The organism is Micromonospora sp. HM134 (assembly GCF_007833915.1).
Lineage (GTDB): Bacteria > Actinomycetota > Actinomycetes > Mycobacteriales > Micromonosporaceae > Micromonospora > Micromonospora wenchangensis.
This window is the reverse complement of sequence record NZ_CP041061.1, coordinates 6,422,734-6,446,952: the sequence shown is the minus strand read 5'-3', so window position 1 is coordinate 6,446,952 and position 24,219 is coordinate 6,422,734. Positions and strand designations below refer to the sequence as shown.

Below are 24,219 nucleotides of genomic sequence, written 5' to 3'. Positions count from 1 at the left end.
ATCGCGACGAGTCTTGCGGAGGAGAAGACCGGTGACCTACATCATCGCCGAGCCGTGCGTGGATGTGCTCGACAAGGCATGCATCGAGGAATGCCCGGTCGACTGCATTTACGAGGGCAACCGGATGCTCTACATCCACCCCGACGAATGCGTCGACTGTGGTGCCTGTGAGCCGGTCTGCCCGGTGGAGGCCATCTTCTACGAGGACGACGTCCCCGAGCAGTGGAAGGACTACACCGGGGCCAACTACGAGTTCTTCGAGGACCTGGGCTCGCCGGGGGGCGCGTCGAAGATCGGCAAGGTGGAGAAGGACGCGACGTTCGTCGCCGGCCAGCCGCCGCGCGGCGAGGGCCACTGAACCGGCCCGCCGCCGTGGCAGCGGGGTCGCCGACCGGGCCCGGTAGGGGTCCGGTCGGGTCCGCGCCGGAACCGTCGGCCCGGCCCGTGCCGGTGTCGGCCCGGTTGCCCGAGTTCACCTGGGACACCCTGGACGCCGCAGCCACCCTGGCCGCGGCGCACCCGGACGGCCTGATCAACCTCTCCATGGGTACGCCGGTCGACCCGGTGCCCACGGTGATCCGGCAGGCCCTGGCCGACGCGTCCGACACGCCGGGCTATCCGCTGACGGCGGGCACCCCGGCGCTGCGGCAGGCCATCGCCGGCTGGGTGGCGCGCGCCTGCGCCGCCGGTGTCGACGGGCTCGGGGTGCTGCCGACGATCGGCTCCAAGGAGCTGGTCGCCTGGCTGCCCACCCTGCTCGGGATCGGCCCCGGCGACGTGGTCGTGGTGCCGACGATCGCCTATCCGACATACGAGGACGGCGCCCGGCTGGCCGGTGCCACCGTGGTGCGGTCCGACGCGCTGACCGCGGTCGGTCCCACCTCGCGGGTACGCCTGGTCTGGGTCAACTCGCCCGGCAACCCGACCGGCCGGGTGCTGCCCGCCGCCCACCTGCGCAAGGTGGTCGACTGGGCCCGGGAGCGCGGTGCCGTGGTGGCCAGCGACGAGTGCTACCTCCCGCTGGGCTGGACGGCCGACGCGGCCCCGGTGTCGGTGCTCGCGCCGGAGGTCTGCGGCGGCTCGTACGACTCGGTGCTGGCGGTGCACTCGCTGTCCAAGCGGTCCAACCTGGCCGGCTACCGGGCCGGGTTCGTCGCCGGTGACCCGGCGCTCGTCGCCGAGCTGCTGAAGATCCGCAAGCACGCCGGCATGATCGTCCCGGCACCGGTGCAGGCCGCCATGGTGGCCGCGCTCGGTGACCAGGCGCACGCCGACGAGCAGCGGGAACGCTACCGGGCCCGGCGGGAGACGCTGCTCGCCGCGTTCACCGGGGCGGGTTTCCGGCTGGAACACTCCGAGGCGGGCCTCTACCTCTGGCTCACCCGCGACGAGGACTGCTGGGACACCGTCGACTGGCTGGCCCGCCGGGGCATCCTGGTCGCCGCCGGGGCCTTCTACGGCCCGGCGGGGCAGCGGCACGTCCGGGTGGCGCTGACCGGGTCCGACGCGCACGTCGGGGCGGTCGCGCACCGGCTCGCCCAGCCGTAGGGACGGCTGCGGTGGGCGACGACGTCGGCCGGCTCCGGGCCGCCGTGGTGGGCACCGGCCTGATCGGCGGGTCGATCCTGCTGCGCCTGCACGAGGCGGGCGTCCCGGTGACCGGCTGGGACCCGGACCCGGCGACCCGGGCCGAGGGCCGCCGCCGGGGCCTCGACTTCCCCGACGAGCTCGCCGACGCGGTCCGCGACCGGGACGTGGTGTTCCTCGGCGGCCCGTTGCCCAGCCTGCCGCAGACCCTGCTCACGGTGGCGGGGCTGACCGGCGACCGATGCATCGTCACCGACGTGGGCAGCACCAAGGAAGCCGTCGCCGGGTTCGCCGGGGCGCACGGGTTGACCGGCCGGTTCGTCCCCGGGCACCCGATGGCCGGCACCGAACGGGCCGGGCTCACCGCCGCCCGGGCCGGCCTGTTCGCCGACGCGGCCTGGGTGCTCTGCCCGAGCGTCGACGGGCTGGTGCCGTTCCGGGCGCTGGTCGGGCTGGTGGTCGACGTCTTCGGCGCGCACGTCGTCCCGATGTCGCCGCAGGTGCACGACCGGGTCGTGGCGCTGTCCTCGCACGTGCCGCACCTGCTGGCCGGCGGTCTGGCCGGGGCCGCCGCCGACTCGACGGTGCGCGACGCGGTGGTCCGGCTCGCCGCCGGCAGCTTCCGTGACGGAACCCGGGTGGCGACCACCCCGGCCCGGCGTACCGCCGCCATGCTGCTGGCCAACCGGGAGCAGGTGCTGCGGCAGTTGGCCGAGGTACGGGCCGCGCTCGACGCGCTCGCCGAGGCGGTCCGCGACGACGACCTGCCCACGCTGGTGGCCCACTACGAGCGGGCCGGCGCGGTGCGGACGGCCGGGTCGGGCCGGGAACTGCCCGTCCGCCGGACGTTCGACCTCGACGCCGACCCCGCCGGGGAGTTGGCGTTCGTCCGGTCGGTCGGCGAGTCCGGCGGACACCTGACCGGCTGCGCGGTGGCGCGGGCGACGGTGACGTACACCGGGCTGCGGCCGGCCTGACCGCGCGGAAACCGGCGGCGCGCCGACCGCGCCGCTAGGGTGGGTGCGTGGCGGACGGACCGGTGGTGGCGGTGCGCGGTGAGGCGTACCGGGAGGTGCCGCCCGAACTGGCCCGCTTCGAGGTGACCGCGACGGCCCGGGAACGGGACCGTCAGGTCGCGTTGGCCCGGCTCGCCGAGCGGGCCGCCGCCGTCCGGGTGCTGCTCGACGAGCACGAGCCGGCGGTGGACCGCCGGGAGGCCGGTGAGCTGCGGGTCCGCCCCGAGACGAACCGGTCCGGCGAGCGGGTCGTCGGCTACCTCGGCAGCGTCTCCACCACGGTCACCGTCACCGACTTCGGCTCCCTGGCCGAGCTGATGCTGCGGCTGGCCGAGCTGGACCACGTCGAGGTGGCCGGCCCCTGGTGGTCGTTGCGCCCGGACAGCCCGGCCCACCGGGAGGCCCGGCACGCGGCGATCGCCGACGCGCTGCGCCGGGCCCGGGAGTACGCCGAGGCGCTCGGCGCGCGGGTGACCGCGCTGCGGGAGCTGGCCGACACCGACGAGGGCTCCGGCGCGGGCGGGGCGATGTTCGCCCGCCAGGCCCGCCAGGGTGGCCCGCCGGAGCTGGACCTGGACCCCCGTCCGCAGTCGGTGCACGCGGTGGTGCGGGCCCGGTTCACCATCAGCGAGCCGGTCCTGAGCTGATGCCCGGGGCGCGTCCGTTCTCCCTCGACGACCTGGTGGCCCGGGCCCGGTCGCTGGCCGACGCCGGCCCCCGGCAGCTGCTGGGCATCGCCGGTGCGCCCGGGGCGGGCAAGTCCACCCTGGCCGAGCGGATCGTCGCGGCGGTCGGTCCGAGCGCCCGGCTGGTGCCGATGGACGGCTTCCACCTCGCCCAGGCGGAGCTGGTCCGGTTGGGCCGGGCGGACCGCAAGGGCGCGGTCGACACCTTCGACGCCAACGGGTACGTGTCGCTGCTGCGCCGGTTGCGCCGGTTGGAGCCGACCGCCGTGTACGCGCCGCTGTTCCGCCGCGACCTGGAGGAGCCGGTGGCCGGGGCCGTGGAGGTGCCGCCCTCGGTCCGGCTGGTGGTGACCGAGGGCAACTACCTGCTGCTCGCCGAGCCGCCGTGGGACGAGGTGCGGTCGTTGCTGCACGAGGCGTGGTTCCTCGACCTGGACGCCGGGGCACGGCTGCGCCGGCTGGTGGCGCGGCACGTGGCGTACGGGCGGTCGCCGGAGGCGGCGCAGGCCTGGGCGTACGGCAGCGACGAGGCGAACGCCGCCGTGGTGGCGGGCACCGCCGACCGGGCCGACCTGGTGGTCCGGTCAACCGACCCGGGGTGACGGGACGGTACGTCGCAGCAGCCGGGCCACCAGGGCCCGTTCCCGGTGGAACTCCCACGCCTCCGGGTAGCCGCTGTGGTTGCGGATCGGCGGGTCGGCGACCTCGCCCCCGCTGGGGTGCAGCGCCTCCGGGTCGGTCACCGGCACGTCCCGTTCCCCGGCGTTGACCTGCCAGCCGAGCGGGTCGGTGTCCCGCCAGAAGTTGGTCCACGCGACGTGGCCGGAGGGCCAGGTCAGGCTGTCGGCGAGCACCCGGAGCCGGGCCGGGCCGAAGTAGGCGGGGAAGACCCGCCCGTAGAGGCGGGTGAGCTGGCAGCCGTACGACAGGAACCAGATCCGTCGCCGCCACCGGGTCGGCAGTTGGAGCACCGTCGCCGCGCAGATCACCGTGCCCTGGCTGTGGCCGGAGAGGATCACCCCGTCCATCCGGCGCGGGTCGCGTTCGGCCAGCGCCAGGATGCCGGCGATCCGGGTCTGCAACTCGGGGACGGCGCGTTCGGCGTAGCTGGGCGGGGCGAGCGGGTGTGCGGCGCGCGGCCAGAAGGTGCCGACGTCCCAGAGCACCCCGACGCTGCGCCGGACGGTGTCGTTGCGGTAGACCAGCATGCCGAGGCCGGCGACCACCAGCGGCAGCCAGCCCAGCAGGGTGTCCCCGAGGTCGGCGGCGGCGTGCACCAGCCCCGGCCAGCCCGCCGCGCCGACCGGCGCCGGGCGGGTACGGCTTAGCGCCGCCACGCAGGACAGCGCCACCAGCACCGCCGCGATGGTGGCGTAGCAGCCGATCAGCCGTACCGCGTGCTCGCCGACCAGGCGGTGCAGCGCGCGGAAGGTGCTGACGTGCCGGCATCGGCGCAGGTCGTGCGCGGAGAGGGCCTGCCCGGCGGCGGTGAGCCGGGTGTATTCGACGCGGCGCAGCCGGTGGAAGAGCACCCCCGCGCGGACCAGCGTGCCGAGCAGTGCGGCGGTGGCGAGGGTGAAGGCCAGCCCGGCCCACATCACCGGCAGGGGCAGCACGATCGGGGAGAACCCGCTGGGTGAGGCGGCCCCGTCGAGCCGGTCGGTGACCCAGTAGAGCAGGCCGGCGCAGTAGGCGATGGCCATCATCCAGCCGAAGCCGGCGATCACCGCGGCCCCGCGTCCGCCCCAGGCGACGTCGGTGTGCACGCCGAGCGGTTGCTGGCCGGCGTCGCTGCCGGTGCGGGGCAGCAGCAGTCCGATCGCGGCGAGCGCGATGGCGGGTGCGGCGAGCATCCAGATCCGTAGCCCGTCGGGGGCGGCGGGGACGCCGGGCAGCCGACCGTCGAGCCAGGCCACGCCGAGGGGCAGCAGCACGGCGGCCGTGCCGGGGACGGGCAGCGCCCGTCGGCCGGACCGGGCGACCGTGCCGATGGCGAACAGCAGCAGCACCTGGTAGGTGGCGAGCCAGGCGACCAGCCCGTCGTAGCCGGGCAGCGAGTGGTCGGCGCGGCAGCCGGCGAGGCCGGGGTCGCGGGTGCAGCCGACCGGTGGGCGGAACTGCGCCAGCGGGGTGCCGGCGGGGCCGTCCGGCAGCAGCAGGAGGGTGAAGGTGCCGGTCAGCGCGAGGCCGGTGAGCAGGCCGACGGTGAGGCTCCACCGGCCGAGCGGGCTGGCCCCGCCGCGCCGGGTCAGCCAGGGGCGGCCCACCGCCACCACCGCGATCACCACGACCGTGACCAGGGCGGCGACGGTCGGGACGGCGACCACGGCCCGGACGCCCCGGGCCGGGTCCAGCACCAGCACCGCGCCGACGGGCACCGCCGCGGCGAGCGCCGCGCCGACGCACAGGTGCAGCACGGCGGCCCGGCGCAGCTGTCCCTCCCCGCCCCAGAAGGTGGGGTCCTGCAACGGGTTGGCCAGGTCGGGCGTCGGCTCGGCCGGGTGCTCCCCGTCGCCCGCCGGGGGTCGGGGTTCGGCGGGCATCTCGGCCTCGTACTGGTAGGTGCGCCAGGAGACGATGCCGAGCACCAGCAGCGTCGCCAGCGGCACCAGGAGGCCGACGGCGAGCGCGTGGGCGTCCGCGCGCCACCAGCCCCGGCCGAGGAACTCCCACGGGCCGGGCAGTTGCCGCAGGCACTCCTGGTCGACGCACTGCCAGGCGATCAGGTCGACGCCGATGCCGGTGGCGGCGAGTACCAGGGTGCCGGTGAGGCTGAGGCAGAACAGCCGGATCAGCCAGGCGGTGATGCCGGAGCGGCTGCCCCAGCGTTCGGTGTCCGGGTCGGGCGGGATGCCGGGGCGGGCGTACAGGGCGACGTTGGCGAGGGTGAACGGCAGCAGCAGCGTCCACAGGGCGCGTTCGACGTCCCGCGCGGTCCGCGCCCCCGAGGTCAACTGCCCCCAGCTGTACGCCTCGACGACGACGGGGTCGTCGGGGGCGGAGTCGCTGGCGCGGTAGAAGCCGGTGACGTCGCCGCCGGAGACGAGCCGGGGTTGCGGGCCGGTGCCGGTCGGGTCGGCGGGCAGGCCGAGGATCTGGTCGGGTGGGGTGTTGGACACGCCGTGTACCCGAAGTTCGAGTACCCGCTCGGCCATCGGTGCTCCCTGGTAACGAAGTCACTACCCAGAGTGCATCGGAATTTGCCGTTCGCCCACGGTTGCGTCGAGGTTTTCGCAGCTCAAGCTGTTATTGCAGGGTGCGGATCACCCGTGCGGGGTTACCCACGGCGACCACGTTGGGGGGTAGGTCGCGGGTGACCACCGCGCCCGCGCCGACCACCGTGTTCTCCCCGACGGTCACTCCGGCGAGGACGATCACCCCGCCGCCGAGCCAGACGTTGTCCCCGATGGTGATCGGCTGGGCGGCCTCCCACTTGGCCCTTCGCGCCCGGGCCTCGACGGGGTGGGTGGCGGTGAGCAGCTGCACGTTCGGTCCGATCTGGACGTCCGCGCCGATGGTGATCCGGGCGACGTCGAGCAGGACGGCGTTGAAGTTGACGAAGCTGCGGTCCCCGAGGTGGGTCTGCCAGCCGTAGTCGCAGTGCAGGGGTGGGCGTACCCAGGCGCCCTCGCCGACGCTGCCGAGCAGTTCGCGCAAAGCGGCGAGCCGGGCCTGCGGGTCGTGGGCGGGGCTGCGGTTGAAGCGTTCGGCCAGCCGCGCGGCGCGGTCGAGATCCGCGACGATCTCGGGATCGTCGGCGATGTACGGCTCGCCGGCGAGCATGCGTTCCCTCATGGACGTCACCAGGTGATCGTCGCCGATCGGGCGGCCCGGCGGGACGGAATCGGGTCGGTCGTGTCTCAGCAATGTGTCCGGACGGTCATCCCCCGGACTTCTTTTTGCATACCGAGTATGTAATTCTGAGGCATCGATGTGACTCGGTCGTCGCGAGGTAGCTGGTCATCGCGAGGTGACTGGTCATCTCGATGGCTCCTGTCATGTAGACGTCTTAGGAGGAGGTTCCGTTGCACCGAAGCAGAAGAACCGCGGCCGGCGGGCTGGTGCTCGCCCTGGCCCTCGGTCTGCCGGCGACGGGCGCGCACGCCGCGCCCGCCGGCCCCGCCGCGTCCCGGCCCGCCACGCCGGCCACCGGCGCCAGCACCGTCACCCTGATCACCGGGGACCAGGTCACCGTCACCCGCACCGGCGGCGCCGCCGTACGCCCCGGTGCCGGCCGGGAACACCAGCAGTTCCTGGTCCGCCGGGAACACGGCCACCTTTCCGTGGTGCCCCGCGACGCGGTGCCGCTGCTGCGCTCGGGGCAGGTCGACAGGCGGCTGTTCGACGTCACCGGCCTGATCGCCGCCCGCTACGACGACGCCCACCGCGACAACCTGCCGCTGCTGGTGTCGTACCGCCAGGGGCAGGCCCGACGCGGCGCGGCCGTGCTGCCGGGCACCCGGGTGACCCGCGACCTGCCGGCGATCCAGGGCGCGGCGCTGACCGCCGGCAAGTCCTCGACCGGCGCGGTCTGGTCGACGCTGACCGGCGGCGACGCCGGAGCCCGGCTCGACGCGGCAGGGGGCGTCGAGCGGATCTGGCTGGACGGTCGGCGCACGCTCTCCCTCGACCACAGCGTGCCCCAGATCGGCGCGCCCACCGCCTGGGCCGCCGGCTGGACCGGCAAGGGGGTGACCGTCGCGGTGCTGGACACCGGCATCGACGCCACCCACCCGGACCTCGCCGGCAAGGTCGGCGAGGCCCGCAACTTCAGCGACCTGCCCGACCAGCGGGACATCGTCGGGCACGGCACCCACGTCGCGTCCACCATCGCCGGCAGCGGTGCCGCCTCCGGCGGGAAGTACAGGGGTGTCGCGCCGGACGCGACGCTGCTCGACGGCAAGGTCTGCGAGGAGTTCGGCTGCGCCGAGTCGGCGATCCTGGCCGGCATGCAGTGGGCCACCACCGAGAAGAAGGCCGCCGTGGTCAACATGAGCCTCGGCGGTGGCGACACCCCCGAGGTCGACCCGCTGGAGGAGGCGGTCCAGACGCTGACCGCCCAGACCGGCAGCCTCTTCGTCATCGCCGCCGGCAACGACGGCTCCGACGGCTCGGTCGGCTCGCCGTCCACCGCCGACGCCGCGCTCGCCGTCGGCGCGGTCGACCGGGACGACGAACTCGCCGACTTCTCCAGCCGCGGCCCCCGCGTCGGCGACGACGCGCTCAAGCCCGACATCACCGCCCCCGGCGTCGACATCGTGGCCGCCCGCTCCGTCGACGGCCAGATCGGCGACCCGGTCGGCACGAAGTACGTCGCGCTCTCCGGCACGTCGATGGCCACCCCGCACGTGGCCGGCTCGGTGGCGCTGCTCGCCCAGCAGCACCCGGGCTGGAAGGCCGGGCAGCTCAAGGCGACCCTGATGGCCGCCGCGAAGCCGCACCCGACGCAGACCGCCTACGAGCAGGGCGCCGGCCGGGTGGACCTGACCCGGGCGATCACCGAGCAGGTCACCACCGACCCGGTCAGCGTCTCGTTCGGCCGGGCCCTGTGGCCGCACGGCGACGACGCCCCGATCACCCGGACCGTCGCCTGGCACAACGGTGGCGCCACCCCGCTCACCCTCGACCTGACCGTCGAGGTCAAGGGGCCGGGCGGGGCCGCCGCACCGGCCGGCATGTTCACCCTCGGCGTCAACCGGATCACCGTCCCGGCCGGCGGCCGGGCCGAGACCACCGTCACCGCGAACACCCGGCTCGGCGTCGACGGCTACTGGACCGGCCGGGTCGTGGCCCGCTCCGGCGGCACCGTCGCGGTGACCCCGCTGGCCGTGCACCGGGAGGTGGAGAGCTACACCGTCACGCTCACCCACCTCGACCGGGGCGGCAAGCCGGGCGGCGACTACTCGACCGCCTTGGTCGACCTCGCCGACGGCGACGTACGCGACGTGTTCGAGGCCGACGGCGTCGTCGAGGTCCGGGTCCCCAAGGGCCGGTACGGGCTGAACAGCGTCTTCTTCGAGGCCGGCCCGGACGAGGAGTCGGGCGGGCTGGCCATGCTCGCCCAGCCGGAACTGGTGGTCGCCGGCGACACGGCGGTCACCATCGACCTGCGGAAGGCCAAGCCGGTACGGATGACCGTTCCGCAGGCCGACGCCCAGGTCGCCCTGGTCGACATCAGCGCCAACTACCTGCTGCCCGACGACGGCAGCTACGGGTTCGGCATCGTCTCCTTCGACACCTTCGACGGGCTGTCCACCGGCCAACTCGGCAAGACGGTGCCGGCCGACGAGTTCGTCACCACGATCAACAGCCAGTGGGCCGACCGGGAGGCCGAGAACAGCCCGTACCTGTACGCGCTCGGCGAGACCGTCCCGGGCAAGGTGCCCAGCGGGTTCGTCCGCGACTACCGGCGGGGCGACCTGGCCACGGTGGTGCACAAGTTCCGTGACCCGTACCCGAAGATGGAGGCCGAACGGCTGGTCTTCCCGAACAACGGCCTCAACCTCGGCGGCTGGGCGGTCGTCCTCCCCACCGACCTGCCCGGCCAGCGCACCGAGCACTACAGCACCAGGGGCGTGCGCTGGGAGTCCGAGCTCGACTTCGGCATCCGTGACCCGGAGGAGGGCTGGCTGGACGTCCAGGCGATCCTGCTGGGCCTGCCCACCAAATACCAGGCCGGCCGCCGGATCACCGAAACCTGGGGGACCGCGCCGCTCGGGCCGTCCCTGCCCGCCCCGCGCTGGCCGCAGGACGGCGTCACCCGGACCGGGGACACGATCGTGGTGAGCGTGGCGTTGCACAGCGACGCGGCGGGGCACCCCGGCGGGTCGCTGACCGACCGCGCCCGTACCGCCCTGTGGCGCAACGGCAAGCTGGTGGAGGAACTGGACAACCCGGGGTACGGCGAGTTCACCGTGCCGAAGGCGGCCGGCGACTACAAGCTGACCGTCGAGGCGAAGCGGAGCCTCACCGACCTCGGCACCGAGGTGGAGGCGAGCTGGACGTTCCGCTCCGGGCACGTGGCCGGTGACACGCCGAAGCTGCTGCCGCTGTCGGAGATCCGGTTCACCCCGCAACTGAGGGTCGACAACACCGCCCCGGCCGGGCAGGTCTTCGCCGTCCCCGTGCAGGTACGGCGGCAGCCGGGCGCCGGCACCGCCAAGCTGGCGAAGCTCAGCGTCGACGTGTCGTACGACGGGGGGAGGACCTGGCGGCGGGCGACCGTGGTGAAGGTGCCGGGCCAGGGCACGGTGGCGCTGGTCAAGCACCCGGCGGGGGCCGGGTACGCGTCCCTGCGGGCGACCGCCCGGGACACCGAGGGCAACACCGCGAGCACCCGGATCATCCAGGCGTACCGCCTGAAGTGAACCGACGTCCGGGCCCGCGACGGTCTCGTCGCGGGCCCGGACCGGGCGGCTCAGTCGTTGGCGTGCAGGGCGGCGTTGAGCGTGATGCCCTGGCCGGTACGCGGCTTCGCCTCCAACGCCCCGGTCACCGAGTTGCGCCAGAACAGCAGGCCGTCGACGCCGGACAGCTCGCGGGCCTTCACCACCCGGCCGTCCGGCAGGGTGATCTTCGAGGCGGCGGTGATGTAGCAGCCGGCCTCGACCACGCAGTCGTCGCCGAGCGAGATGCCCACCCCGGCGTTCGCGCCGATCAGGCTCCGCGCGCCGATGCGCACCCGGTCGGTGCCGCCGCCGGAGAGGGTGCCCATGATCGACGCACCGCCGCCGATGTCGGAACCGTCACCGACCACCACGCCCTGCACGATCCGGCCCTCGATCATCGAGGTACCCAGCGTGCCGGCGTTGAAGTTGACGAAACCCTCGTGCATCACGGTGGTGCCGGCGGCGAGGTGCGCGCCGAGCCGGACCCGGTCCGCGTCGGCGATCCGCACCCCGGCGGGCACCACGTAGTCGGTCATCCGGGGGAACTTGTCCACCCCGTACACGGCCAGGTGGCGGCCGGCGGCCCGCTCGATCACGCGCAGCTCGTCCACCCGCTCCGGCGGGCACGGGCCGGCCGAGGTCCACGCGACGTTCGCCAGTTGGGCGAAGATGCCGTCGAGGTTCAGCTCGTTGGGCCGCACCAGGCGGTGCGAGAGCAGGTGCAGCCGCAGGTACGCGTCGGCGGCGTCCTTGATCGGCTCGTCCAGCGCGCCGATCACGGTGACCACCTGCACCGTACGCAGGCCCGGCAGGGCCCGCTCGCCGATCGCGCCGGGCGGCAGGTCCAGCACGTCGGCCTGGTCCTCGCCGGGGACCAGCGGCAGCTCACCCAGGCCCAGCTTGCCGGTCGGGTACCAGGTGTCGAGCACCTGCTCGGCGGCGGTCACGGTGGCCAGGCCGATACCCCAGGCGGATTGGGACGTCACTGTTCTACCCTCTCGTTCGCGGCTGCGGGGCCGGTGGGCTCACCCCTCACGCCCACCGTTCAGGACGGTACCGTGCGAATCATGGAGAACCCGCTGACCCCCGAGGTCCTGGCCGATCCGGTGGCGCTGACCCGTGCCCTCGTCGACATCGAGTCCGTCTCCCTCGACGAGAAGGCCATCGCCGACTGTGTCGAGGAGGTGCTGCGCCGGGTGCCGCACCTGAGCACCTTCCGGCACGGCAACACCGTGATGGCGCGGACGGATCTCGGCCGGTCCTCGCGGGTGGTGCTCGCCGGGCACCTGGACACGGTGCCGCACAACGACAACTTCCCGTCGACCATGCGCGGGGACCTGATGTACGGCTGCGGCACCTCCGACATGAAGTCCGGGGTGGCCTTCGCGCTGCACCTGGCGGTGACCCTGCCCGACCCCCGCTACGACGTGACGTACTTCTTCTACGAGGCCGAGGAGATCGAGTCCCGGTACAACGGGCTCACCCTGGTCGCCGAGGCGCACCCGGAGTGGCTCCGGGCCGACTTCGCGGTGCTGCTGGAGCCGACGTACGGCATCGTCGAGGCGGGCTGCCAGGGCACCATGCGGGCGATCGTCACGGTGCCGGGCGAGCGCGCCCACGCGGCCCGCTCCTGGCGCGGGGTCAACGCCATCCACGGCGCGGGCGAGGTGCTCCGCCGCCTCGGCGACTACCGGGCCCGCCGGGTCACCATCGACGGCTGCGACTACCGTGAGGGCCTCAACGCGGTACGGATCGACGGCGGCGTGGCCGGCAACGTCGTCCCCGACCGCTGCGAAATCGAGATCAACTACCGGTACGCCCCGGACCGGGACCCGGCGGCGGCCGAGGCGCACCTGCGGGAGGTCTTCGCCGGCTACGAACTGGCGATCACCGACGCGGCGGCCGGCGCGGCCCCGGGACTCGACGCGCCGGTGGCCCAGGAGTTCCTGGCGGCCGTGGGTGCCGCCCCGATCGGCAAGCTGGGCTGGACCGACGTGGCCCGGTTCGCGGCGATGGGCATCCCGGCGCTGAACTTCGGCCCCGGCGACCCCAACCTCGCCCACCACAGGGACGAACACGTCGAACTCACCAAGATCCGCGACGGCGCCGCCACCCTCCACCGCTGGCTGGCCCCCGCCTGACCCCGCCGGCCCCGCCCCGGGCTCGCTCCGCCCCGGGCCCGGCCCGGGTTCGCTCCGGTGATCAAGAAGTTTGCGTCATCGAGAGCGCTCTCCCGTGACGCAATTCTCTTGATCGCCGAGTGTGGCAGCGCCGGGGCGAAGGGGTTGGTGGCAACGGGCTGAGCTCGGCCGGTCACGGGAGTCGGGCCGGCGGGGCGTGGTGGGTGTGGTGAGGCCCCCGGGGTCGGGGGACCGCGGGGGCCTCGGTACGTACAGGTGAGGGTTCGGGTGGCCGGCCAGGGGTGTGAGGCGGCGGCCGGCCGGGTGGTGCGGGTCGGGCTGGTGGTGTCAGACGGTGGTGAGGCGGGGACTGTCGGGCTCGGTGGGCTCGACGGACGGGGCGGCCGGCTCCACCGGCACCTCCAACTGTCGGGCGCGGCGGCGCTCGGCCACCACCTCGTTGATCCTTCGCTGCATCTGCCGACGGATCCGCATCCGTTCGTTGTTGCTGATCACGCTTGCTCCTCCCCCGAAGGCGCGCGCCGGGCCATACCCGGTATGTGAATAGTAAGACGTACGGGCGACAGAATTAGTTGCCCAAGATCGCGAACTTTTTCTCCGACCCGTCGGCCGGCACCGCCCTGACGTGCGCCTCCACTACGGTGGCTGTCATGAGTCAGACCAACGGGCGGCAGTCGGGCCGCGATCCGGAGCGGCACCGGGGGGCGGTGACGCTGCGCCGTGGCGCGATCCCCACCAGCACCGCCGACCAGCGGTTGCTCGACTCCCGGGGGCGCAGCGACTGGAAGACCAAGGACGCCTGGCGCGCGCTGCGCATCCTCGCCGAGTTCGTCGAGGGCTTCGACACGTTGGCCGATCTGCCGCCCGCGGTGAGCGTCTTCGGCTCCGCCCGTAGTAAACCCGACAGTCCCGAGTGCCGGCTGGCCGAGGAGTTGGGCGCGGGGCTGGCCCGGGCCGGCTACGCGGTGATCACCGGTGGTGGACCCGGCGTCATGGAGGCGGCCAACCGGGGGGCCAGCGAGGCCGGTGGCCTCTCCGTCGGGCTGGGCATCGAACTCCCCTTCGAACAGGGGCTCAACGACTGGGTCGACCTGGCCATCGACTTCCGCTACTTCTTCGCCCGCAAGACCATGTTCGTCAAGTACGCCCAGGCGTTCGTCGTGCTGCCGGGCGGCTTCGGCACCATGGACGAGCTGTTCGAGGCACTCACCCTGGTGCAGACCGGCAAGGTGACCCGCTTCCCGGTGGTGCTCATGGGCACCGACTACTGGCGGGGCCTGCTCGACTGGCTGCGGGACAGCATGGCCGCCGAGGGCAAGATCGGCCCGGTGGACCTGGAGCTGATCTGCCTCACCGACGACGTCGACGCGGCGGTACGGCACATCGTCGAGGCCGAGGCGGCGCTCGCCGTCGACCAGGAGGCGGTACGCGAGGAGGCGGTGGCGCGTACCGCAGCCGACCAGCAGGCCGCCCGCCGGGCCGCCGACACCAACACCCCCTCCCCGGGTACGCCGTCCCACGGCACCGGGGCCGGTGGCGCGGGCCGGGGCGTGGTCGACGGTCGGGAGGGCTGAGCCGGTGGCGGCGATCTGTGTCTTCTGCGCGTCCTCCCGCACCCTCGACCAGCGCTGGCTGGATCTGGCCGCCGAGACCGGGGCGGAGCTGGCCCGGCGCGGTCACACGCTGGTCAGCGGCGGCGGCTGTGTCGGGATGATGGGCGCGCTCGTCGACGGGGCGCGGGCGGCCGGTGGGCGCACCGTCGGGGTGATCCCGCAGGCGCTGGTGGACCTGGAGGTCGCCGACCTGGCCTCGGACGAACTGCTGGTCACCGACGGCATGGCCGGCCGCAAGACCATCATGATCGACAAGTCGGACGCGTTCCTCACCCTGCCCGGCGGCCTGGGCACCCTGGACGAGCTGTTCGAGGTCTGGACCACCGCCACCCTGGCCATGCACACCAAGCCGATGGTGCTGGTCGACACCGACGGCTTCTACCGCCCGCTGCTCGACTGGCTGGGCACGATCACCGACCAGACCTTCCTCAAGCCCGCCGGCCTGGACCTGCTCACGGTCACCCCGACCGTCGCCGCCGCGCTCGACGCCCTGGAGGCCCGGCTGCCCTGACCGGGGGCCGGGCTGGGCCACGGTCGGCCCGAGGCACGCCGGGCCGGGTCAGACCCGGGCGGGGTGGTGCGGTGGGTGGTGTCGTACCGACATGGTGGGATGTGGGGGTGCAGGGGTACCGGCTGGTGCGCCGACCTGCCGGACCGGGCCCGCAGGACGGGCGGTCCGCCGCGGACGTTCGGGGGGACGGTCGGCACGGCGGGCCGGCCGAGGGGCCGGGCCGGGCCGGTGCGGGCGTCGAGGGGGAGCCGCGGCCCGGGGGGCCGACGGGCGATGCCGTGCGCCCCGCCGGGAGGCCACCGGCCCGGGGTCCGGCGGGCGATGCCGTGCGCCCCGACGGGCGCCGGCACGACCCGCTCCAGGCGGAGGTGGTGGCGCACACCGACGGGCCGATGCTGGTCCTCGGCGGGCCGGGCACCGGCAAGACCGGCACCCTGGTCGAGGCGGTCGCCGCCCGGGTCGCCGAGGGGGTCGACCCGGAACGCCTGCTGGTGCTCACCTTCAGCCGTCGGCAGGCCACCGGGCTGCGGCACCGGATCGAGGCCCGGATCGCCGCCGACGGCCACCGGGTGCTGCGGGAGCCGCTGGTACGCACCTTCCCGGCGTACGCCTTCGGGCTGCTGCGCCGGGCCGCCGCCGAGCGGGGCGAACCGTCCCCCCGGCTGCTCACCGGCCCCGAACAGGATCTGATCATCCGGGAACTGCTCGACGTCGTCGGCGGCGAACCCGACGACGACCCGGTCGGCTGGCCGGACGACCTGCTCCCCGCCCTGCGTACCCGGGCGTTCGCCGCCCAGCTGCGTGACCTGCTGATGCGCGCCGCCGAACGCGGCGTCGGGCCGGTCGAGCTGGCCCGGCTGGGGGAGAAGCTGGGCCGCGCCGACTGGCCGGCCGCCGCCCGCTTCCTGCGGGAGTACGTCGCCGTCCTCGCCCTGCGTGACGTCGGCAACCGGGGTTCCGTGGCGTACGACCCGGCCGAGCTGGTGCGGGCGGCCACCGGCATGCTCCTCGACGATCCGGAGCTGCTGGCGGCCGAACGTCGCCGGCTGGCCCACGTCTACGTCGACGAGTTGGCCGACACCGACCCGGCCCAACAGGACCTGCTGGCCGTCCTGGCCGGGGGCGGCCGGTCCCTGGTGGCGTTCGCCGACCCGGACTCCTCCACGTACGCCTTCCGGGGTGCCGACCCGGCCGTGGTGACCGCCTTCCCGCACCGGTTCCGCACCGCCTCCGGGGCACCGGCGGCACAGGTCACCCTCACCACCTCGTACCGGGCCGGCGCGGTGCTGCTCGGGGCCACCGGTCGACTCGCCCGGCGGCTGCGTGGCCCGGCCGGGCACCGGCGGCTTCGCCCCCTGCCCGACGCGCCGCCCGGCAGCGTCGAGGTGCGTACCTTCCGCTCGGCCACCAGCGAGGCCGCCTGGCTGGCCCACGCGCTGCGCTCCGCCCATCTGCTCGACGGGGTGCCCTGGTCGGCGATGGCGGTGCTGGTCCGCTCGACCCACCTGCACCTGCCGTCGCTGCGTCGGGCGCTGCACACCGCCGGGGTGCCCACCGTCGTGCACGGCGAGGACCTGCCGCTGCACCTGCAACCGGCGGTCGCCCCGCTGCTGCTCCTGCTGCGCTGCGCGCTCGAACCGGCCCGGCTCGACGAGGAGTCCGCGATCGCGCTGCTGCACTCGCCGCTGGGCGGGGCCGACCCGCTCGCCGAGCGGCGGCTGCGCCAGGGGCTGCGGGCGCTCGCGCTGGCCCGGGGTGACCGGCGGCCCTCCGGTGAGCTGATCGTCGAGGCGCTGGCCGACCCGGCGGAGCTGGCCGGCATCGAACGGCGCTGGGTCGAACCGGCCCGTACGGTCGCGGAGCTGCTCGCCACCGCGCGGACGGCGGCGGCCGTGCCCGGGGCGACCGCCGAGGACGTGCTCTGGGCGGTGTGGGAATCCAGTGGGCTCGCCGAACGCTGGGCCGGGGCGGTCAACCGGGGGCGGGCGGCCACCGGGGAGCACGAGACCGCCCAGCGCTGGCGGGCCGAGGCCGCCGACCGGGACCTCGATGCGGTGCTGGTCCTCTTCGACGCGGCGGCCCGGTTCGTCGACCGGCTGCCCGGCGCGCGGACCGAGGTCTTCCTCGACCACGTCCTCGGCCAGGACCTGCCGGCCGACACCCTGGCGGCCAGCGCCGACCGGGGTGAGGCCGTCCGCCTGCTCACCGCGCACGCGGCCAAGGGCCTGGAGTGGGACCTGGTCGCGGTGGCCGGGGTGCAGGAGGGCGTCTGGCCCGACCTGCGGCTGCGGGGCAGCCTGCTCGGCTCCGAACGGCTGGTCGACGTGCTGGTCGGCCGGGCGGACGGCACCGGCGCCCGGGCCAGCCTGGTCGGGCAGACCTCCGCCCTGCTCGACGAGGAACGCCGGCTGTTCCACGTCGCGGTGACCCGGGCCCGGCATCGGCTGCTGGTCACCGCCGTGGCCTCGGCCGCCGTCGGCGGCGACGACCACGAGGAGCAGCCCAGCCGCTTCCTGCACGAACTCGGCGTCACCGACCAGGACGGGAACGGCCCCACCGGAACCGGCCCCACCCCGCCCGGCCCCGCCACATCGGCACTTCCCCGCCACGATCCGCTGGCTACCCGGAGCGACGGGGACGGCGCGGGAGACGAAGCGGGTCGGTCATCCGACGGGGAACCCGGGGAGGTGGGCGAGAACCTGCCCGGGGGGCCGGATGAGAACCTGCCCGGGGACGCCGGGGACGGCCCGGCCGGGGAGCTGCCCGTGGGGCGGCCACCCCGGGCGCTCACCCTCTCCGCGCTGGTGGCGGAGCTGCGTACCGCGGTCGTCGACCCGGCGGCGTCGGTGGCCCGGCGGCGCGCGGCGGCGGCCGAACTGGCCCGGCTGGCCGCCGCCGGCATCCCCGGCGCGCACCCGGACGACTGGTGGGGCCTGCGCAGCCTCTCCGACGACCGGCCGCTGGTGGACGAGGGCGAACCGGTGCGGGTCACGCCGTCGGGGATGGAGAGCGCGCTGCGGTGCAGCCTGCGCTGGCTGCTCGAACGGCACGGCGGCAGCGGGCCGGCCAGCGCCGCCCAGGGCGTCGGCAACCTGGTGCACGCCGCCGCGATGCTGGCCGAGGACGCCAGCGCCGACCGGACGGCCCTGCTGGAGTACGTCGCCGCCCGGTTCGACGCGATCGAGCTGGCGGCCCGGTGGATGGTCGGCCCGGAGCGGGAACGCGCCGAGGCCATGGTGGACAAGCTGCTGCGCTGGCTGGCCGGCAACCCGCGCCGGCTGCTCGCCATCGAGCACGAGTTCGCGGTCCGCCTCGACGACCCGACCCGCCCGGTCGAGCTGACCGGCCGGGTCGACCGGCTGGAGGTCGACGCCGACGGCCGGCTCGTGGTGATCGACCTCAAGACCGGCAAGTCGACGGCGGTCACCGAGCGGGAGATGGCCGAGCATCCGCAGCTCGGGGCGTACCAGGCGGCGGTGGAGGCGGGCGGGTTCGCCGAGTTCGGCGACGAGGCCGGGGGCGCGGCGCTGGTGCAGCTCGGCACCGGCACGAAGGACGCCCGCGAGCAGACCCAGGCCGCCGCCGGGCAGGGCCCCGAGGCCGGCTGGGCCACCGCCCTGGTCCGGCGCACCGCCGATACGATGGCCGCCTCGACCTTCGCCGCCGTCGCCAACGCGAAGTGCCGGGTCTGCCCGGTGCGGACCAGTTGCCCGGTCTCCGGGCAGGGCCGGCAGGTCGTGGAGCCACCGGCCACCGGCCACGAGGGGGAGCGGTGACCCAGCCGACGCTGTTCAGCGCCGCCACCCCCGCCCCGCGCGCCGCCGACGCCGGGCCGCGCTACACGCCGGTGGAGCTGGCCCGGCTGCTCCGGCTGGACGCCCCCACCACCGAACAGGCCGCGATCATCGCGGCACCCGTCGCGCCGCTGCTGGTGGTGGCCGGTGCCGGCTCGGGCAAGACCGAGACGATGGCCGCCCGGGTGGTGTGGCTGGTCGCCAACTCGTACGTGCGCCCGGAACAGATCCTCGGGCTGACCTTCACCCGCAAGGCGGCCGGTGAGCTGGCGCACCGGGTGCGTACCCGGCTCGACCAGCTGGTGCGGCGGCTCGGCCGGCGGGCCCGCAACCCGCTGGACGATCCACTTGCCGGCGAGCCCACCGTCGCCACCTACCACTCGTACGCCGGGCGGATCGTCACCGAGCACGGGCTGCGGGCCGGCTACGAGCCGACCACCCGGCTGCTCACCGAGGCGTCCCGGTGGCAGCTCGTCGACCTGCTGGTCCGCAACTACGACGGCGACATGTCCGAGGTCGACCGGATGCCCAGCACCGTCACCGACGCCGTCCTCGCGCTGGCCGGCGAGCTGGACGAGCACCTGGTCGACCCGGACGCCCTGGCCGCCTGGACGGGCCGGTTCTTCGCCGAGGTGCAGGCCCACCCCGGGCGGGTCTACGCCGACGTCCGCAGGGCCCTCCAGCTGCAACGGACCCGGCTGAAGCTGCTGCCGCTGGTGCGGGCGTACGCCCGGCGCAAGGACGACTTCGAGGCGATGGACTTCGCCGACCAGCTCGCCCGCGCCGCCCGGGTGGCCCGCGACCACCCGGCGGTCGGCGCGGTCGAGCGGGACCGTTACCGGGTGGTGCTGCTCGACGAGTACCAGGACACCAGCCACGCCCAGGTGGTGCTGCTCAACCACCTCTTCGGCGGCGGTCACCCGGTCACCGCGGTCGGCGACCCCTGCCAGTCGATCTACGGCTGGCGGGGGGCCAGCGCCGGCACGCTCGACCGGTTCCCCACCGACTTCGCCCACGCCGACGGCACCCCCGCCGGGGCGATGAGCCTCACCACCAGTTGGCGCAACCGGCCGGAGATCCTCGGGGTGGCCAACACGTTGTCGGTGCCGCTGCGGGCGGCCGGCGCCCGGGTGCCGGAGCTGCACGCCGCGATGAGCGTCCGCGACCCGATCCCGCACCGCAGCCCGCGCGGGCGGGCCGCCGGCACCGTGCACTGCGCGCTGCTGCCCACGTACGTCGACGAGGCGGACTGGATCGCCGACAGCGTGCTCGCCGCCTGGCGGGGGGCGGCCCGGATGCCCGGCGCGCTGCCCGAGCACATCCCGGTGCCGCAGCGCCCCTCCACCGCCGTGCTGGTCCGGGTCCGCAGCCAGATCCCGGCGATCGAGGCGGCCCTGCGCGCCCGGGGGCTGCCGGTCGAGGTGGTCGGCCTGGGCGGGCTGCTGGACACCCCGGAGGTACGGGACGTGGTCTGCACCCTGCGGGTGCTGGCCGACCCGACCGACGGCGCGGCGCTGCTGCGCCTGCTGACCGGGGCGCGCTGGCGGATCGGGCCGCGTGACCTGGTGGCCCTGCACCGACGGGCGCGGGCCCTCGCCCGGGCCCGCCGGGAGGTGACCGGCGACGACGGGCCGGAGATCGTCGTGGACGCCCTCGACGAGGCGACCCTGGTGGAGGCGCTCGCCGATCTGGGGCCGGCGCAGGCGTACTCGGCGGAGGGCTACGCGCGGCTGCGGTCGTACGGGATGGAACTGGCGCTGCTGCGCTACCGGCTGGACCAGACGCTGCCGGAGCTGATCGCGGACGTGGAACGCACCATCGGGCTGGACGTCGAGGTGGCGGTCCGGGCCGGCCGGGACGGCACCGGCGACGCCGGTCTGGCCCGGGGGCACCTGGACGCGCTCGGCGACGTGGCGGCCCGGTTCAGCGGCGAGACCCCGGCGGCGACGCTCGCCGGTTTCCTGGCCTACCTGGCCGCCGCCGAGGACGAGGAGCGGGGGCTGTCCCCGGGCGAGGTGGAGGTGGTGGAGGGCGCGGTGCAGGTGCTCACCGCGCACGCCGCCAAGGGCCTGGAGTGGGACGTCGTCGCGGTCGCCGGGTTGACCCGGGGCGGCTGGCCCGGTCAGGTCCGCAACTCCGACCACTGGCTGGGCGGGCTCGGCGTGCTGCCGTTCCCGCTGCGCGGCGACGCCGACGGGCTGCCCGCGCTCGACCTGGCCGAGGTGACCGACCAGCGGGGGGTGGCGCGGGCGGTGGCCGACTTCACCGACGCCTGGCGGGCGCACGACGAACGCGAGGAACGCCGGCTGGCGTACGTGGCGGTGACCCGGCCCCGGCGGCTGCTGCTCTGCTCCGGGTACTGGTGGGGGGAGGGGACCAAACGGTTCCGGGGCCCGTCGGTGCTGCTCCGCGAGGTGTACGACGCCTGCCTGACCGGTGGCGACGGCCTGCTGATCGACGAGTGGGCGCCCGAGCCGGCCGGGGACGCGGTCAATCCGACCACCGCGCTGGTGTTGCGGGCCGACTGGCCGGCCGACCCGCTGGGCCCCCGCCGGCCGGCGCTGACCGAGGCGGCGGCCCTGGTCCGCCGTTTCCTCGCCGACCCCGACGCGGCCCGCCGCGCTCCCGCCCCCACCCCGGCCAGCGGTGACCTGGCTGATCCGCAGGCGGTGGACCAGGAGGCGGCGGGCCCATCGGCGGCGGGTGCGCAGGCGGCGGGCCCGGCGACGGCTGCTCCGGAGCCCGATCCGGAGGTGGCCCGGTGGCGGCGGGAGGCGGACCTGCTCCTGGCCGAGCGGGCGGAGCTGCTGCGGCAGGCCGAGGCGGTCGAGGTGACGCTGCCCGGCCACCTGTCGGTGACCCAGCTGGTGGCCCTGCGCCGGGACCCGGCCCAACTGGCCCGTACGCTGCGCCGGCCGATGCCCACCCCACCCAGCCCGTACGCCCGGCGGGGCACCGCCTTCCACGCCTGGCTGGAGTCCCGGTTCGGGATCGACCGGCTGCTCGACGTGGACGAGTTGCCGGGTGCCGCCGACGCGGACGCCGCGCCCGACGGGGCGCTGGCCGAGCTCCAGGAACGCTTCCTGGCCAGCGAGTGGGCCGACCGGGTGCCGGTGGAGGTGGAGGTGCCGTTCGCCACGGTGCTGGCCGGCGTGGTGGTCCGGGGCCGGATGGACGCCGTCTTCTCCCGCCCCGGCGGCCGGTACGACGTGGTCGACTGGAAGACCGGCCGGCAGCCGACCGGCGCGGAGGCCGAGGTGGTCGCGGTGCAGTTGGCCGTCTACCGGCTGGCCTGGGCGGAGCTGGCCGGGGTGCCGGTGGACCGGGTGGGGGCCGCCTTCCACTACGTACGGGAGGGGGTGACGGTGCGCCCGGCCGACCTGCTGGACGCCGACGGGCTGACCGCGATCATCGCCGGGTTGCCGGAAAATCCGGTAGGGGGTGGCGCGGCGGGAGATCCGTGGTAAGTTGCTCTTGTTGCAGTTTTGGTTTCCAGAGACTCTGTGTGCGCCTGGCGGATTGTGGCCCCAGGCGCTCTTTGTTGTGTCCGGAGTTCTCCGGGCGGGGCGACCAAAAACAACAGGCGATTCGCGCATCCCGCGCGGAGCGCTCCTCTTCGGGCCCGCAACAGGTGCGGGTCCGACGTTCCGTCAAGGAGACGAAACAGATGGCAATTGGCACCGTCAAGTGGTTCAACGCTGACAAGGGCTTCGGCTTCATCACCCCGGACGGCGGCGGCGCCGACGTCTTCGCCCACTTCTCGGCGATCCAGACCTCCGGCTACCGGAGCCTGGACGAGAACCAGCGGGTCGAGTTCGAGGTGACCCAGGGCCAGAAGGGCCCGCAGGCGGAGAACATCCGTCCGCTCTGATCTTCGGATCGTCCGGTAACACCCTCCGGGTCCTCCGGGCCCGGTGACGGACCGGTCCGCCGCGCCGCCCCCCGCTCCGGCGGGACGCGGCGTGCTGCGGCGGACCGGCTCCCGTACCCCATCGGTTCGTGCTTGTGAGTCCCCGACGGAACGCTCCGTCGGCGACCGCGCCGGCTCCCGGCGCCCTCCCTCGACACGTGCCGCGTCGAGGAAGGCATTTCCGCATGACCATGACCGTTCCCACCTTCGCCGCGACCGGTCTCGCACCGGCGCTGCTCGCCGAGCTGACCGCGCAGGGCATCACCGAGCCGTTCCCGATCCAGGCGGCCACCCTGCCGGATTCGCTGGCCGGCCGGGACGTGCTCGGCCGGGGCCGCACCGGCTCGGGCAAGACCCTCGCCTTCGGGCTTCCGCTGCTGCACCGCACCGCCGGCCACCGGGCCCGCCCCGGCCGCCCGCTCGCCCTGGTGCTGGTCCCCACCCGCGAACTGGCCGCCCAGGTCACCACGGCACTGACCCCGTACGCCCGGGCGCTGGGGCTGCGCTGCGCCACCGTGGTCGGTGGCCTGTCCCTGCAACGGCAGGCGGACGCGCTGCGCGCCGGGGCCGAGGTGCTGGTCGCCACCCCGGGCCGGCTGCACGACCTGATCAACCGGGGTGACGCCCGGCTCGACCAGGTCGCCATCACCGTGCTCGACGAGGCCGACCAGATGGCCGACATGGGCTTCCTGCCGCAGGTGACCAAGCTGCTGGAGCAGGTCGCCCCGAACGGCCAGCGGATGCTCTTCTCGGCGACCCTGGACGGCGGGGTGGACCGCCTCGTCCGCCGGTTCCTCAGCAACCCCGTGTCGCACTCGGTGGACCCGGGCACCGCCACGGTGACCGCGATGACCCACCACGTCCTGCACGTCGACGCGGCCGACAAGCCCGCCGCGCTGACCCAGATCGCCGCCCGTGAGGGCCGCACCATCCTGTTCATGGCGACCAAGCACCGCGCCGACCGGATGGCCCGGCAACTGCTCGCCAAGGGCGTCCGCGCGGCGGCGCTGCACGGGGGGAAGTCCCAGCCGCAGCGCACCCGCATCCTGGAGCAGTTCCGCACCGGCCAGGTGACCGCCCTGGTCGCCACCGACGTGGCGGCCCGGGGCATCCACGTCGACGGCCTCGACATGGTGGTCAACGTGGACCCGCCGACCGAGGCGAAGGACTACCTGCACCGGGGCGGCCGGACCGCACGGGCCGGTGAGGCCGGTCAGGTGGTCACCCTGGTCCTGCCGGAGCAGCGTCGGGACGTCTCCCGGCTGATGAGCATCGCCGGCATCACCCCGCAGTCGACCCAGGTGCGCCTCGGCGACGGTGCGCTGGCCCGGGTGACCGGGGCCCGTGAGCCGTCCGGCGTGCCGGTTACCATCGTCGCCCCGACGCCCACCCCGGCCGCCCGGCCCCGTCCCGCCGCCGGTGGCGAGGGTGGCCGGTCTCGTGCTGCCCTCGGTGAGGGCGGTCGGTCGCGGACCGCCGTCGGTGGTGGCGGTGAGGGTGGTCGGCCGCACCGGACGTCGGGCCGTTCCCGGCGCCCGCGTCGCCCCCGTACCGCCTGACCGCCCCGCCGCCC

The 24,219-nt window shown here is 75.0% G+C and carries 16 protein-coding genes and 1 pseudogene; 13 read left to right on the top strand and 4 right to left on the bottom strand.

Annotated elements, in window-relative coordinates; genetic code table 11:
- Window positions 1–31 precede the first annotated feature (31 nt).
- The 5 genes from fdxA to FJK98_RS27880 all read left to right on the top strand — a co-directional run bounded on the left by fdxA (window position 32) and on the right by FJK98_RS27880 (window position 3,891).
- A complete protein-coding gene (gene fdxA, locus FJK98_RS27900) occupies window positions 32–358 on the top strand; it encodes a ferredoxin (RefSeq protein ID WP_007072862.1) in 327 nt (108 codons plus the stop codon).
- Between the two features lie 104 nt (window positions 359–462).
- Window positions 463–1,548: a succinyldiaminopimelate transaminase gene (dapC, locus tag FJK98_RS27895; protein ID WP_194821199.1), complete on the top strand. Its 1,086-nt coding sequence runs from the start codon at window positions 463–465 to the stop codon at window positions 1,546–1,548.
- An 11-nt stretch (window positions 1,549–1,559) separates the two neighbouring features.
- Window positions 1,560–2,564: a prephenate dehydrogenase/arogenate dehydrogenase family protein gene (locus FJK98_RS27890; protein ID WP_145921607.1), complete on the top strand. Its 1,005-nt coding sequence runs from the start codon at window positions 1,560–1,562 to the stop codon at window positions 2,562–2,564.
- Between the two features lie 47 nt (window positions 2,565–2,611).
- Complete coding sequence (locus FJK98_RS27885) at window positions 2,612–3,250, top strand: SIMPL domain-containing protein (RefSeq protein ID WP_145921606.1); 639 nt, start codon at window positions 2,612–2,614, stop codon at window positions 3,248–3,250.
- Window positions 3,250–3,891, top strand: a complete 642-nt coding sequence (locus tag FJK98_RS27880; protein ID WP_145921605.1) for a nucleoside/nucleotide kinase family protein — start codon at window positions 3,250–3,252, stop codon at window positions 3,889–3,891. The genes FJK98_RS27885 and FJK98_RS27880 overlap by 1 nt, the downstream gene beginning before the upstream one ends.
- Here the strand turns inward: FJK98_RS27880 and FJK98_RS27875 are convergent.
- Window positions 3,874–6,444 carry a hypothetical protein gene (locus FJK98_RS27875; protein WP_145921604.1) on the bottom strand — a complete coding sequence of 857 codons (2,571 nt, stop codon included), beginning with the start codon at window positions 6,442–6,444 and terminating at the stop codon, window positions 3,874–3,876. The two genes, FJK98_RS27880 and FJK98_RS27875, sit on opposite strands and share 18 nt — an antisense overlap.
- A 91-nt stretch (window positions 6,445–6,535) precedes the next feature.
- On the bottom strand, window positions 6,536–7,093 hold the full coding sequence (locus FJK98_RS27870; RefSeq protein ID WP_145921603.1) for a sugar O-acetyltransferase: 558 nt from the start codon (window positions 7,091–7,093) through the stop codon (window positions 6,536–6,538).
- Window positions 7,094–7,314: 221 nt separating this feature from the next.
- Here FJK98_RS27870 and FJK98_RS27865 point away from each other — a divergent pair, with 221 nt between their 5' ends.
- Entirely contained in the window at window positions 7,315–10,656 is a 3,342-nt protein-coding gene (locus tag FJK98_RS27865) for a S8 family serine peptidase (RefSeq protein ID WP_145921602.1), read from the top strand.
- Between the two features lie 50 nt (window positions 10,657–10,706).
- Here FJK98_RS27865 and dapD read toward each other — a convergent pair whose 3' ends face one another.
- Window positions 10,707–11,663: a 2,3,4,5-tetrahydropyridine-2,6-dicarboxylate N-succinyltransferase gene (gene dapD / locus FJK98_RS27860; protein ID WP_145921601.1), complete on the bottom strand. Its 957-nt coding sequence runs from the start codon at window positions 11,661–11,663 to the stop codon at window positions 10,707–10,709.
- Window positions 11,664–11,744: 81 nt separating this feature from the next.
- Between dapD and dapE the strand changes: the two genes are divergently transcribed.
- Window positions 11,745–12,818: a succinyl-diaminopimelate desuccinylase gene (dapE, locus tag FJK98_RS27855; RefSeq protein ID WP_145921600.1), complete on the top strand. Its 1,074-nt coding sequence runs from the start codon at window positions 11,745–11,747 to the stop codon at window positions 12,816–12,818.
- Window positions 12,819–13,145: 327 nt separating this feature from the next.
- Here dapE and FJK98_RS33395 read toward each other — a convergent pair whose 3' ends face one another.
- Window positions 13,146–13,313 (bottom strand): hypothetical protein, encoded by a 168-nt coding sequence (locus tag FJK98_RS33395; RefSeq protein ID WP_158224170.1) that lies wholly within the window; start codon window positions 13,311–13,313, stop codon window positions 13,146–13,148.
- Window positions 13,314–13,468: 155 nt separating this feature from the next.
- On the opposite strand from FJK98_RS33395, the pseudogene FJK98_RS27850 reads away from it, so the two are divergent.
- From FJK98_RS27850 to FJK98_RS27825, 6 genes and pseudogenes are all read left to right on the top strand, one after another.
- Window positions 13,469–14,290: pseudogene (locus FJK98_RS27850) on the top strand (TIGR00730 family Rossman fold protein); the annotation flags it as partial.
- 106 nt (window positions 14,291–14,396) lie between these two features.
- Window positions 14,397–14,942 carry a TIGR00730 family Rossman fold protein gene (locus FJK98_RS27845; protein WP_145921599.1) on the top strand — a complete coding sequence of 182 codons (546 nt, stop codon included), beginning with the start codon at window positions 14,397–14,399 and terminating at the stop codon, window positions 14,940–14,942.
- Window positions 14,943–15,049: 107 nt separating this feature from the next.
- Complete coding sequence (locus tag FJK98_RS27840) at window positions 15,050–18,718, top strand: ATP-dependent DNA helicase (RefSeq protein WP_145921598.1); 3,669 nt, start codon at window positions 15,050–15,052, stop codon at window positions 18,716–18,718.
- Window positions 18,715–22,203, top strand: coding sequence for an ATP-dependent DNA helicase (locus FJK98_RS27835; protein ID WP_145921597.1), 3,489 nt, complete (start codon window positions 18,715–18,717; stop codon window positions 22,201–22,203). The genes FJK98_RS27840 and FJK98_RS27835 overlap by 4 nt, the downstream gene beginning before the upstream one ends.
- 200 nt (window positions 22,204–22,403) lie before the next feature.
- Window positions 22,404–22,607, top strand: coding sequence for a cold-shock protein (locus FJK98_RS27830; protein WP_067374184.1), 204 nt, complete (start codon window positions 22,404–22,406; stop codon window positions 22,605–22,607).
- 224 nt (window positions 22,608–22,831) lie between these two features.
- Window positions 22,832–24,205 carry a DEAD/DEAH box helicase gene (locus FJK98_RS27825; RefSeq protein ID WP_145921596.1) on the top strand — a complete coding sequence of 458 codons (1,374 nt, stop codon included), beginning with the start codon at window positions 22,832–22,834 and terminating at the stop codon, window positions 24,203–24,205.
- Window positions 24,206–24,219: the final 14 nt, after the last annotated feature.

Bases quoted from the DNA above. Each gene is read 5' to 3' on its own strand.
- FJK98_RS27875 (WP_145921604.1), bottom strand. From the start codon at position 6,444: ATGGCCGAGCGGGTACTCGAACTTCGGGTACACGGCGTGTCCAACACC.
- FJK98_RS27825 (WP_145921596.1), top strand. From the start codon at position 22,832: ATGACCATGACCGTTCCCACCTTCGCCGCGACCGGTCTCGCACCGGCG.
- FJK98_RS27830 (WP_067374184.1), top strand. From the start codon at position 22,404: ATGGCAATTGGCACCGTCAAGTGGTTCAACGCTGACAAGGGCTTCGGC.
- FJK98_RS27880 (WP_145921605.1), top strand. From the start codon at position 3,250: ATGCCCGGGGCGCGTCCGTTCTCCCTCGACGACCTGGTGGCCCGGGCC.
- dapE (WP_145921600.1), top strand. From the start codon at position 11,745: ATGGAGAACCCGCTGACCCCCGAGGTCCTGGCCGATCCGGTGGCGCTG.